General features: G+C 54.5%; 12 protein-coding genes. 7 read left to right on the top strand and 5 right to left on the bottom strand.

The genetic code is table 11. The features are described from left to right. Window position 1: 1 nt before the first annotated feature. The 4 genes from A6R74_RS18370 to A6R74_RS18355 form a co-directional block, all read right to left on the bottom strand. Window positions 2-955, bottom strand: a complete 954-nt coding sequence (locus tag A6R74_RS18370) for a polysaccharide deacetylase family protein (RefSeq protein ID WP_064235921.1) — start codon at window positions 953-955, stop codon at window positions 2-4. Window positions 956-967: 12 nt separating this feature from the next. Continuing rightward, entirely contained in the window at window positions 968-1,636 is a 669-nt protein-coding gene (locus A6R74_RS18365) for an isochorismatase family protein (protein ID WP_064235920.1), read from the bottom strand. Between the two features lie 65 nt (window positions 1,637-1,701). Further along, window positions 1,702-2,595, bottom strand: a complete 894-nt coding sequence (locus tag A6R74_RS18360; RefSeq protein ID WP_064235919.1) for an isocitrate lyase/PEP mutase family protein — start codon at window positions 2,593-2,595, stop codon at window positions 1,702-1,704. A gap of 54 nt (window positions 2,596-2,649) precedes the next feature. Next, window positions 2,650-3,120 carry a nuclear transport factor 2 family protein gene (locus tag A6R74_RS18355; protein ID WP_082906745.1) on the bottom strand — a complete coding sequence of 157 codons (471 nt, stop codon included), beginning with the start codon at window positions 3,118-3,120 and terminating at the stop codon, window positions 2,650-2,652. A 213-nt stretch (window positions 3,121-3,333) separates the two neighbouring features. Between A6R74_RS18355 and A6R74_RS18350 the strand changes: the two genes are divergently transcribed. The 7 genes from A6R74_RS18350 to A6R74_RS18320 all read left to right on the top strand — a co-directional run bounded on the left by A6R74_RS18350 (window position 3,334) and on the right by A6R74_RS18320 (window position 9,966). Then, complete coding sequence (locus A6R74_RS18350) at window positions 3,334-4,140, top strand: GntR family transcriptional regulator (RefSeq protein ID WP_064235918.1); 807 nt, start codon at window positions 3,334-3,336, stop codon at window positions 4,138-4,140. Between the two features lie 145 nt (window positions 4,141-4,285). Then, the gene (gene leuC / locus A6R74_RS18345; protein WP_064235917.1) at window positions 4,286-5,725 is read left to right on the top strand and encodes a 3-isopropylmalate dehydratase large subunit; all 1,440 of its coding nucleotides are present in this window, start codon (window positions 4,286-4,288) and stop codon (window positions 5,723-5,725) included. Next, window positions 5,725-6,363, top strand: coding sequence for a 3-isopropylmalate dehydratase small subunit (gene leuD / locus A6R74_RS18340; protein WP_064235916.1), 639 nt, complete (start codon window positions 5,725-5,727; stop codon window positions 6,361-6,363). The genes leuC and leuD overlap by 1 nt, the downstream gene beginning before the upstream one ends. Before the next feature lie 161 nt (window positions 6,364-6,524). Continuing rightward, a complete protein-coding gene (gene dctP / locus A6R74_RS18335; protein WP_064235915.1) occupies window positions 6,525-7,523 on the top strand; it encodes a TRAP transporter substrate-binding protein DctP in 999 nt (332 codons plus the stop codon). 64 nt (window positions 7,524-7,587) lie between these two features. Beyond that, a complete protein-coding gene (locus tag A6R74_RS18330) occupies window positions 7,588-8,094 on the top strand; it encodes a TRAP transporter small permease (RefSeq protein WP_064235914.1) in 507 nt (168 codons plus the stop codon). Beyond that, window positions 8,094-9,407 (top strand): TRAP transporter large permease, encoded by a 1,314-nt coding sequence (locus A6R74_RS18325; protein ID WP_064235913.1) that lies wholly within the window; start codon window positions 8,094-8,096, stop codon window positions 9,405-9,407. Before A6R74_RS18330 ends, A6R74_RS18325 begins: the two co-directional genes overlap by 1 nt. Before the next feature lie 115 nt (window positions 9,408-9,522). Next, window positions 9,523-9,966 (top strand): ion channel, encoded by a 444-nt coding sequence (locus tag A6R74_RS18320; protein WP_064235912.1) that lies wholly within the window; start codon window positions 9,523-9,525, stop codon window positions 9,964-9,966. A gap of 8 nt (window positions 9,967-9,974) precedes the next feature. Here A6R74_RS18320 and zigA read toward each other — a convergent pair whose 3' ends face one another. Continuing rightward, window positions 9,975-11,201 carry a zinc metallochaperone GTPase ZigA gene (gene zigA, locus A6R74_RS18315; protein WP_064235911.1) on the bottom strand — a complete coding sequence of 409 codons (1,227 nt, stop codon included), beginning with the start codon at window positions 11,199-11,201 and terminating at the stop codon, window positions 9,975-9,977. Window positions 11,202-11,302: the final 101 nt, after the last annotated feature.

The raw sequence follows: 11,302 nt of genomic DNA, 5'->3' as shown, positions 1-11,302 counted from the left end.
GTTACCCCTGTTGTCTGGCGGTGGCGGCCTGGGCCGCGATGCTGTCGAGGGCGGCATCAAAGTAGTTGGCCAGGTAGTAGTCGGCAATCTCGCGCCCGGTGGCAACCCACACGTCCGGGTGGCCGGTGATGTACTCAAGCGCCTCTTCAAAGGCCTTAATACGGTGCGGGCAGCTCACTTGGTAGTTGTGCGTGGGAATGCACATCACCGTGCCGGACTCGGCGCCCTCGGCATAAAGTCGGTCAAAATGGCGCTTGAGCATGGTGGCGTACTGGCGCGGCTCTACCTTGTTCACGGCGTAGACGATGGTGTCGTTCATCTCAAGGGAGTAGGGCATGGAGATAAACCGCTTGCCGGAGCGAACGCTGACCGGCGTGGGCTGGTCGTCGTGGAACAGGTCGCAGGTGTAAAGCCCGCCTTTGTCGCCGAAAAGCTCTTCGCCCACTTCTGCAAACAGATCCAGGGTGCGCTCTGAGTGGGAGAGCGCCGGGGCTAGATACCCAGCGCAGGCTTGGCCAGTATGGCGGTGAATGGTTTCCATACTGTCGCGGATCATCGCCCGCTCTTGATCTTCGCTAAGCCCGTAGGTGTAGCGGGTGTTGTAGATGCCGTGGCTGAAAAATTCCCAATCGCGCTCTTTGCACATCTGGATAATTTCGGGATGGTGCTCGCATAGCGCCACGGAAAGCGACACCGAGCCGCGAACGCCGTACTTATCCAGCAGGGCCATCTGGCGCTGGTGACCAACCCGGTTACCGTAATCGCGAATGCTATAGCCGGGCACCGATGGGTGCGGGTGCGGCCAAGGGTTACGCTGGGGATTCTGCGGTGGGTCGAGTTCGTAATATTCGATATTGGGTGCGACCCAGAAGGCGACTTTCGCCCCGCCAGGCCAGGTGATCTTGGGGCGCTGGTCATAGGCCCAGTAGTCGTAAACGCCGAGTGACTCTTTCATGGCTGGCTCCTGTTATGACCCATTACCGTCCAACCACGCTAACACCTCGGCAACCGGCAGCACGTCGGCATATTTAAGATGCAGGTCGGTCAGGTTCGCGTAGTGGTAGCTCTCGTGTTTATCCGATACGCACTCCATCGGCACGATGGTGCGGTAGCCCCGGGACAGGCTTTCCACAGCGGTGGCGCGAATGCATCCAGAGGTAGAGCCACCGGTAATAATCACCGTGTCGACCTGATGCCACACCAGCAGCGACTGCAGCGGCGTTTCGAAAAATGCTGAAGGCATACGCTTGGTGTAGATCACATCCCGGCTATGGTCGATCTCGCAGCGCTCGTCGAACTCAGCGCGCTCGGAGCCGTACTTGATGTTTTGCAGCGAGTCCGGTGTGTCGGTGCGCGTGCCCCAAACGCCTGCATCTTCGGCGGAGTCTAAAAAGGCCACATGGGTCCAGACCACCGGCCAACCTTTTTCCCTAAAACCGCGCGCCAGCTGGTTGGTGTACTCCAACTGTTTGGGGTCGGTTTCGTAGGCGGTTTTGAACAGATCGGTGCGGGTGTAGGCTTTTTGCGGGTCGACGTTGACCAGCACCGCTTTGTTGCCAAAACCAAACGGCACCCGCTGAGGGTTGGCCATGACGTCGTTAAAAATCTCTTTCGCCGTTTTGTCGGTGGTCTGCATGGTCGTCTCCTGAATAGTTATTTATTCGCACTTATAAATAATGGGCACGAGTTGATAAGAGAGAGTTAGCGATTGTCGTACTGCTCGCCAAGCTCCAGCATCGCCTGGGTGCCTAAGTAGTCATTGAGCTGTTTGAAATCGAGCATCTGGTCGCGGAAGGCGTCGGTGGTGCCGTCCTGTTTCAGGGTGGCAAAGAAACGGCTGGCCATATAGGTAATCGCCCGAACCAGCGCGCCGGGAAAAATCACCAGCGAGAAGCCTAGCTCTTCTAACGCCTGGGCGTTCTGCAGCGGCGTGTCGCCGCCCTCTACCATATTGGCCATGATCGGCACCTTGCCTTTGAACTGATTCATAATCTTGCTGATATCTTCGTCGCTACGGATACCTTCGATAAACAGCATATCCACGCCCGCCTCGAAATAGGCTTGGGCACGCTCAATGGCGTTGTCGGTGCCTTCTACGCCAAGCGCGTCGGTACGGCCAATAATCAGCGTGTTATCGCTTGCCCGGGCGTCCAGTGCAGCATGCAACTTACCGACCATTTCGCTTTTAGAGACCAGGGTTTTGCCGCGCAGGTGGCCGCAGCGCTTGGGGTAAGTTTGATCTTCTAACTGAATGGCGTTGGCGCCAGAACGCTCCAGCAGGCGTACGCTGCGCATCACGTTCATAGCGTTGCCAAAGCCGGTATCACAATCCACCACCACCGATAAATTAGTGCGTTCGCGAATATGCGACATCGCCGTGCAAATTTCGGTAATGCTAAGCAGGCCAATATCCGGCCGACCCAGCTGGGTATAGGCCAAGCTGGCGCCGGAAAGGTAGACCGTGTCGAAGCCCGCCTGCTCGGCAAGGGAAGCGCCAAGGGCGTCAAATACACCGGGGGCAACGACGATGGAGCTCTCCTGCAACTGCTGCTTAAGCTGGGCTGGCTGGTGTGAGGCGTGCTGTTGGCGTGTCATAAATATCTCGTCACTGTAGGAAAAAGGATAGTAGGAAAAATACGAGCGGTGGGTTCAGGCGTTAGCGTCGGCTGCTTGTTCTAGCGCCAAATCGTTCCATACATCTTGGCGGGTGATGAAGCCATCGGTGAGTTCAAAGCGGTCAATAAAGCGCACGCCGCTTGATGTTTTGCCATCCAGCCACTCCACTGTTAATTCGCCATGGCAAAACACCACTATTACAGAACCAGCGCAGTGGCTGGGATAGTCGCACTGGTCTAATGCGTGAAACGTTTTACTCACCCGGCGGTAGCGGGTTTGGGCCCACTCAACGACCTCGCTTAGCCGTTGCATGGGCGGCGTGCCGGGGAATTGCATCACTACGTTAGCCGCAAGGTAGCGCTCTGCGCTGGCTAGGTCGCGGGCTTCCATGGCGCTTAAAAAAGCGCGTACCCGCTCGGTGCCTTTTTTTTCAGGGCTCTGTCCTTCAAAGCTATGTCCTTCAGGGCTGTGTCTTTCATGGCGATGATTTTTGGCGTTAGACATTGACGATTCTCTTGCCCTCGCTGCCCATCCAGAACCAGGTTGTTAGCAATGCTTAGGGGCGCTGGTTCTGCAATAATGGCTTTCAAGCGGGAGTAATTGTGTTATTGATTAACTGTTGATATGTATTATATGTAATACATTTTTATGTCTATTAATATCCCTGCGTCAAGCCTGACATAAATTTTTCGACCAACATCCTGAGGAGAGGCGTGGATGAGCGAGGCAAAACCCTCTGCGGTGGGGGGTACCAAATCACACCGAATTTATCTGCTGTTAAAAGACGCCATTTTGAGTGGGCGGCTGCCCGCTGGCAGTAAATTGGCTGGTGAAAATAAGCTGGCGGAGCAGCATGGCGTATCCCGGGTTACCGTGCGGCGTGCCATGGAGGCGCTTCAAACAACCGGGATGGTAGAGCGTAAGGCGGGTGTGGGCACGGTGGTGCTGGAACAGCCGTTGGACGCGACGGTGATGACCGCTAGCGTATCCAATCTGATGCCCAACATGGTCAAAATGAGCCAGGCCTCTCAGGTGCGGCTGCTGGAGTTTGCCTACGTGTTGCCACCGGAAATGATCCGTGAGCGGCTAGGTATGTCGCAGAACGTCAAGGTTCAGCGTTCGGTGCGAGTGCGCATGGTCGATGACAAGCCGTTTTCCCATCTGGTAACCCACGTGCCTGAATCGATTGCGCTGCACTACAACGAGATGGATTTAGCCAATACGCCGCTGTTTGTGCTGCTAGAGCGCAGCGGGGTGAAGGTTGACCACGCCTCCCAATCTATTTCTGCCACCTTAGCTAGTCACGAGGTGGCTGAAGCGCTGGATGTTGCCGTGGGCTCGCCGCTGATTTCACTCACTCGTGTAGTGTTTGATGAACAGGGTCGGGGGGTAGAGCATTTGGACGCGCTCTATCGACCGGATCGATATCGCTTCCAAATTGATTTAGAACGAAACGGCGATGATAACTCCCGCTACTGGGAGCCCAAAGTGGCTGGAATGCCCACCAGAGGGAAGGATGAGTAGCAACGCGGCTTATTTTTTAATGTATTAAATTTAATACAGATTTAAAATTATAAAAAATACATTTGACCTGTGTTGTGAAATTGCGCTAGTTGTATTGGGGTGAGAAAGATAAGTCCAACGAAGGCCGAGGCAACGAGCGAAGACCATGAGTACCCCAACAACGCTGTTTGACAAAGTTTGGCAGGCCCATGAAGTTCACCGCAGTGAAAGCGGTCAGAGCCTTCTTTGGATTGATCGCCATTTTGTCCACGAAGGTTCCTTCCATGCCTTCAATAAACTCGCTGAACGCGAGTTGCCCGTTGCCCGGCCCGATTTGACCTTTGGTATTGCTGACCATTACGTACCGACTGTCGCACGCGATCTGGCAGGCGTTGCGGATCCCAAAGTGCGTTCGATGATTGAGCAGCTTTCGCACAATACCCAGCAGCACGGGGTGACGCTGTTTGGTTTGGACGACCCGCGCCAGGGCATTGTGCATGTCTTGGGGCCCGAACAGGGGCTTACCCAGCCCGGTATGGTGATGGTCTGCGGCGATAGCCATACCGCCACCCACGGTGCCTTTGGCAGCATTGCGTTTGGCATTGGTGCCTCGGAAGTGGCCCATGTGCTGGCCACTCAAACTCTGTGGCAGAGCAAACCCAAAGTCATGCGGATTACCGTTGATGGCCAGTTGGCTGAGGGCATCACGGCCAAGGATATTGCGCTGACCTGGATTGCACGCCTGGGTGCCGACGGCGCACGGGGCTACGCTATTGAGTATGCGGGCGAGGCGATTCGTTCGCTCTCCATGGAAGCGCGCTTAACGCTGTGCAATCTCTCCATTGAAGGTGGCGGCCGCTGCGGCATGATTGCCCCCGACCAAACCACCTTTGATTACCTGCGCGAGCGCCCCTGGAGCCCGCAAGGAGAGGCCTTTGAGCAAGCCTGCGCCTATTGGTCAACGCTCTATAGCGATCCAGACGCCAGCTTTGATCTTGAAGTAACGCTGCATGCCAATGAGATCGCCCCCACGGTGACCTGGGGTGTATCGCCCGAAGAAGCACTGCCTATTGACCACGCAGTGCCCGACCCTGAGCAACTAAGCGACCCTGCAAAAGCGCGCCAAGCCCGCGATAGTTTGGCCTATATGGGCTTAACACCCGGGCAAAAACTCACCGATATCACCATTGACCGGGTGTTTATTGGTTCCTGCACCAACGCGCGCATTGAAGATTTGCGCGCCGCTGCTGCCGTGCTGGCAGGGCATAAAAGCCGCGTGCCCGGCATGGTGTCGCCTGGTTCAACGTTGGTGAAAACCCAGGCGGAAGCGGAAGGGTTAGACCGCATTTTTATCGACGCCGGGCTTGAGTGGCGTCATTCGGGCTGCTCGATGTGCGTGGGTATGAACGGTGACTTAGTCGCCAGCGGCGAGCGCTGTGCCTCCACTACCAACCGCAATTTTAAAGGCCGCCAAGGCCCGGGGGCGCGCACCCACTTGATGTCGCCCGCAATGGTGGCTGCCGCGGCGGTCAATGGTCGCCTAGCGGATGTGCGCACGCTGGCAGCTGACGATAACGCCACTGTTCAGGCTTCAGGAGCGCACTAATGCAACCGATTACCGTATTGAACACCCTTGGTGTGGCCCTTGCCGCCGCTAACGTAGACACCGATCAGCTAATCCCCGCGCGCTTTATGAAAGAGCCGCGCAGTGTCGGTTACGGCCAGTTTTTACTCTATGACGTTCGCCACGATGAGCAGGGCAGACCGGACGCGGAGTTTATTCTGCATCGCCCTAATGCGGCCAATGCAGAAGTGATGGTCAGCCGACGCAACTTTGGCGCAGGCTCATCCCGTGAAGCAGCGGTTTATGCGCTGGTCGATTACGGCTTTCGCTGCGTGGTGGCGCCGAGCTTTGGCGATATTTTTGCTTCTAATGCCGTCAATAACGGCTTGCTGCCCGCGGTCGTGGAAGAGGATGACGCCGAGCGCCTGCTTGCAGCCCTTGGTGATGCACCAGCTGCGATTGACGTCGATTTGGAGCAGCAGGTTATCCGTGTCGCTGAAGTGGAAGTCAGTTTTTCCATTAGCCCCGTATGGCGCACCAAGCTGCTTAATGGCTGGGACGATATCGATATGACCCGCCAGCACGCTGACTCGATTACCGATTTCGCAGCACGCTACTTAGCGCGGTATCCCTGGACAACGGCGCAGCCGCCAGAAAGCACCATTATTAGTAAAGGGTAGCGGCAGTGCCTGCTAACCTAAAAATGCATTTTTATAAAAAACGCACGCTTGCAGCAGACGTTTATAAGAGCGATACGAAAAAGCTTATTAAACGGCTTATAAGAAAGTAACAGAAACAATAAACGCTATAACGCAGATTACCCCGTGCAGGAGACTAACGAATGAAAAAAGTAACGCTTACTATGGGCATGCTCACCGCCCTGGCTTCCACTCAGGCGCTAGCCGTTGATCAAATCACCGCCGTGCATGCGTTTCCGCCGTCTTTGATCTATACCCAAAGCTTTCTCGAGTTCGTCGATAAAGTAAATGAGCGCGGTGAAGGGGTGGTGCAGATTAACGTGCGCGGTGGCCCTGAAGTGATCGGTCTTTCCGAGCAGCCAGACGCAGTGCGGAACGGCGTGGTGGATATGGCCTATACCGCTGCGAGCTTTTACGCAGGCACGGTACCGGAGCGCGATGCCATGGTGGCCTCCAATACCAACGCTATTTTTGCCCGTGAAAATGGCGGTATCGATCTGCTCAATGAGATTCATCAGGAGAAGATGGGCACTTATTACCTGGGCTGGTTCGACAGCGGCGTGAGCTACAACCTCTATACCATTAATGAACCCACCATTGATGCTGATGGCAATCTAAGCGTTTCAGGGCTGCAGCTACGCAGTAACCCAGTCTATGACGCTTTCTTCCAGGATTACCTAGGCGCGCAGCCGATTAGCTTACCCACCACCGATGTCTACGCTGCGCTTGAGCGTAGTGTGGTCAACGCCACTGGCTGGACGCAAATTGGTCTTAAAGACCTTAATTGGGATCGCTTCTTGAACTACCGGGTTGACCCTGCCTTCTTTTCTACTGACATGGGCGTAATCGTTAACCTGGACAAGTGGAACCAGTTAAGCGAAGAAGCACAGCAAATTCTTCAAGACGTGGCCATCGAGCATGAGCGTGAAAGCGCTGAGTCATTGGCTGACTTAGCTGAAACGCAGCAAGCTGAACTTGAGGCTGATGGTATGCAGGTAGTTACTCTTGAAGGCGAGGTCGGCGAGCGTTATGCCGAAGCCGCCCGCGATGCTACCTGGGAGCGTATGCGCCGTCAGATGGAGCGTCATCCTTCTGGTCTTGAGCATTACGACACGCTAATCGAAAAGTTTAACGACCTCTAAGAACGGTAGGGGGCGCTGAATTTTCGAGCGCCCCTTTTGTATGACTTTCTCGTTAGGGTCTTTTATGCGCTACGCACAACGCGGCTACCTGCTGCTGCTCAACGGCATGGCCCTGCTGGCCGCCATCATGCTGGTATGGCTGATGGTAGCGGTGGTGCTTTCTGTGGTCATTCGTAATTTAGGGCTTCAACCCTCGGCGTGGTTTTTTCTCTCCACTGAGTACGCCATGTTTTATCTCACCCTGCTGGGTGCGCCTTGGTTGGTACGTCAAAAAGGGCACGTGCATATTGAACTGCTGACCTCTGTTTTGCCGCCGCCAGCGCTGAATATTCTCAGTCGTGGTGTATCGCTGCTGTGTGTGGTGGTGTGCTGCGTGTTGGCGTGGAAGGGGCTGGATCTTGTACTACTCAATATTGAGCGGACTGATTACGATGTGCGCGCTTTCTTTGTGCCGAAATGGATGCTGACGATTGTGTTTCCGATCAGTTTTACATTGATGGCAATCGAATTTGGCCGCTTTGTGGTTGGTCATGAGATTCTTCACAGCGGCGAAGCGGGGATTAAAGAATAATGGAATGGTACTTTGCACTCGCTTTTCTACTCTCGCTGATTCTGTTCTTTATGGCGATTGGTACGCCCATCGCATTGGCATTTTTAGCCGCCAACGTGATTGGTGCTTGGCACTTTATGGGGGGGCAAACCGGCATCATACAGATGCTCAACAATGGTTTTGGTGCGCTCTCTAGTTTTAACCTAGTACCCATTCCGTTGTTCTTACTGATGGGCGAGCTGTTTTTTCGCACCGGCCTGGGCATGAAGATGTTCAATGCGGTTGACCAGTTGATGGGCAAGCTGCCGGGGCGTTTATCGTACGTAACCGTTGTTGGTGGCACGGCGTTTTCTACGTTAAGCGGCTCTTCTATGGGATCCACAGCATTGATGGGCTCGCTGCTGGTGCCGGAAATGGAACGCCGAGGCTATAAAAAGAAAATGGCCATTGGTCCGATTCTGGGCACTGGCGGTTTGGCGATTATTATTCCGCCTTCAGCGCTTGCCGTGCTGTTAGCAACCTTGGCAAGAGTGGATATTGGCGCACTGCTGATCGCGGGCATTCTGCCGGGGCTAACGTTGGCAGGTTTTTATATCGTCACCATCTTTATCCAAACCAAGCTGGATCCCACTGCCGCACCCGCCTATGAGCTTGAGCCGGTGCCCCTTAGCGCGAAGCTCAAACTGATTGTGACCGATATTCTACCCATGCTCAGCGTGATGGTGATTATTGTTGCGATGATGCTAATGGGGTTTGCCACACCTTCCGAAGCTGCAGCCTTCGGGGCATTGGGTGTGATCATCCTGGCGTTTATTTTCCGCTGCATGACCTGGGAGGCGTTTAAGCTTTCGGTCACCGGAGCACTCAAGGTCACTTTAATGGCTTACTTGATTGTCTTCGGCTCTGCCACGTTTAGCCAACTACTGGGCTTCTCAGGCGCCTCGGGAGGCTTGATCGGCTGGGCGACCAGCTTTGATCTTTCGCCTATTTTGATGCTGTTGGCGATGTTTGCCGTGCTGCTGGTGCTGGGCACTTTTATGGAGCAGATTTCCATCATGATGCTGACCGTGCCGATCTTCTTCCCGTTAGCGCAGGCGCTCGGGTTTGATCTAATTTGGTTTGGTATCGTTGTTTTATTGGCTCTGGAGATCAGCTTCTCAACGCCGCCGTTAGGGCTGCTGTTATTCGTCATGAAAGGGGTAGCGCCTGCGGGTACTACCATGCGTGAAATTTATTCGGCCGCCATTCCTTATATTCTCTGTTCGATGCTACTGGTCGCAGTACTGATCGTTTTTCCGGGCCTCGCTACTTGGCTTCCCAGTATGCTGCAATAGGGATTTCTGAGAGCGGTATATCAGCCCCCATCCCATTTGGGTGGGGGCTTCTTTGCATTTGTGAATCATCGGCTAAGCTTAAGCTCTTTCAAGGAAATTAACGCAGGGAGCAGTCATGTTTAGTGGAACGGTAGCGGTGCTGGTGATGACGGTCGCCGCTGTCATCGCCAGCGTGCTGGTGCATTTTGAAGTGGCGGTACGTATTAGTCGGAAGCTGGAGTATTGGCAACTTGCGTTACGGGGCCGCTTTTTAGTGCTGTTTCTAGCGTTATTTGTTGCCCACCTAATCGAAATATGTATCTTTGCGCTGGCGTTAGTTGGCTTACAGGCGTTACCCGAAACAGGACAGATTTCGGGCAGTGAAACGGTGGCACTGTGGGATTATTTTTATATGTCGGCAATAAGCTATACCACCCTCGGGTTTGGCGATCTAACGCCTGAGGGTGGTATGCGTCTGTTACTAAGCGCCGAAGGTTTAATCGGCTTTATGCTGATCACCTGGTCGGCGTCGATCACTTTCTTACAAATGCAGCAGCACTGGGCCGTGGGAGATGAATAGCCTATAACTTATTCCCAAGCGGGGAAGGGGTCGGGCAGTTGCTTCCACGCTTTCATTCCTTCCAGCAGTTCTGCCTCGCTTAGCAGGCAGGCATCTAAGGCTTCACGCATTTTTGCTTGATCCAGGTTCTGGCCGATAAACACCAGCTCTTGGCGCATGTCGCCAAACGGCTCCTGCCACTTCTCCATAATAAACTGGCGGGTTTCGGGGTCGGTTGGCCAGCGCTCTTCGGGAATCGCTTTCCAGAACACACCTGCCGGGCCATGGTGAGCGATACCGCCTGCTTGGCTCCACTGGCCTGCGGCTTGAGGACGGGTTGCCAACCAGAAAAAACCTTTCGAGCGAAGTAGGCCTTTGCCAAACCACTCTTGATTAAGCAAGTCGTGGAATTTTTGTGGATGGAAGGGTCGGCGAGCATGGTAGGCGAAGCTGCCGATGCCATACTCTTCGGTTTCGGGAACGTGCTCACCACGCATCTCCTTTAACCAGCCTGGCGCCAATTGGGCGCGCTCGAAATTGAACTTGCCGGTATCCAGTACTTTATCCAGCGGCACGCCACCTTGGGTGATCGGCACCAGCTCCGCATCGGGGTTAAGTGAACGTAAAATGGCTTTTAAAGCGTCTAGTTCTTTGGCGCTAATCAGGTCGGTTTTGCTGATCAGCAGCACGTCGCAAAACTCGATTTGATCGACCAGCAGGTCGGCGACATTGCGCTCATCGTCTTCACCCAGACTTTCGCCTGCTTCGGCAAGACTCTGCGCTTCGCGGTACTGTTCTAGAAAGTTGGCACCATCCACCACCGTGACCAGCGTATCCAGTCGTGCAACATGGGAAAGACTCTGGCCGCTTTCATCTTCGAAGGTGAAGGTTTCTGCCACCGGTAGCGGCTCGGAGATGCCGGTAGATTCGATTACCAGGTAATCAAACTTGCCTTCCCGGGCCAGCTGGCTGACTTCTTCCAGTAAGTCTTCGCGAAGGGTGCAGCAGATGCAGCCGTTGCTCATCTCTACCAAACGCTCTTCACTGCGATTAAGCGCCACATCGCCATCCAGCGTCGACTCGCCAGGGCCGCCGCGCACCAACGCGCCGTCGATATTCACCTCGCTCATATCGTTGACGATTACCGCTACGCGACGACCTTCACGATTGGCGAGAATATGATTGAGCACGGTGGTTTTACCGGCACCAAGAAAACCCGAGAGCACTGTCACGGGTAGGGGAGAAAATGCGGTCATTGCTAGGTCACCTCTAAACGGGTTTTGTGTTATGTGATAATATAACAATAAAGGTGCGTTTAGATAAAGACCTAAGTTGGAGAGGTGGGGATCAGTTGCCC

This window comes from Halomonas sp. ALS9, assembly GCF_001651035.1.
GTDB lineage: Bacteria > Pseudomonadota > Gammaproteobacteria > Pseudomonadales > Halomonadaceae > Vreelandella.
This window is presented reverse-complemented; position numbering and strand designations above follow the sequence as displayed.

Excerpts from the sequence above, each read along its gene's own strand:
- A6R74_RS18370 (WP_064235921.1), bottom strand. The coding sequence starts at position 955 with ATGAAAGAGTCACTCGGCGTTTACGACTACTGGGCCTATGACCAGCGC.
- A6R74_RS18365 (WP_064235920.1), bottom strand. The coding sequence starts at position 1,636 with ATGCAGACCACCGACAAAACGGCGAAAGAGATTTTTAACGACGTCATG.
- A6R74_RS18360 (WP_064235919.1), bottom strand. The coding sequence starts at position 2,595 with ATGACACGCCAACAGCACGCCTCACACCAGCCAGCCCAGCTTAAGCAG.
- A6R74_RS18355 (WP_082906745.1), bottom strand. The coding sequence starts at position 3,120 with ATGTCTAACGCCAAAAATCATCGCCATGAAAGACACAGCCCTGAAGGA.
- A6R74_RS18350 (WP_064235918.1), top strand. The coding sequence starts at position 3,334 with ATGAGCGAGGCAAAACCCTCTGCGGTGGGGGGTACCAAATCACACCGA.
- leuC (WP_064235917.1), top strand. The coding sequence starts at position 4,286 with ATGAGTACCCCAACAACGCTGTTTGACAAAGTTTGGCAGGCCCATGAA.
- leuD (WP_064235916.1), top strand. The coding sequence starts at position 5,725 with ATGCAACCGATTACCGTATTGAACACCCTTGGTGTGGCCCTTGCCGCC.
- dctP (WP_064235915.1), top strand. The coding sequence starts at position 6,525 with ATGAAAAAAGTAACGCTTACTATGGGCATGCTCACCGCCCTGGCTTCC.
- A6R74_RS18330 (WP_064235914.1), top strand. The coding sequence starts at position 7,588 with ATGCGCTACGCACAACGCGGCTACCTGCTGCTGCTCAACGGCATGGCC.
- A6R74_RS18325 (WP_064235913.1), top strand. The coding sequence starts at position 8,094 with ATGGAATGGTACTTTGCACTCGCTTTTCTACTCTCGCTGATTCTGTTC.
- A6R74_RS18320 (WP_064235912.1), top strand. The coding sequence starts at position 9,523 with ATGTTTAGTGGAACGGTAGCGGTGCTGGTGATGACGGTCGCCGCTGTC.
- zigA (WP_064235911.1), bottom strand. The coding sequence starts at position 11,201 with ATGACCGCATTTTCTCCCCTACCCGTGACAGTGCTCTCGGGTTTTCTT.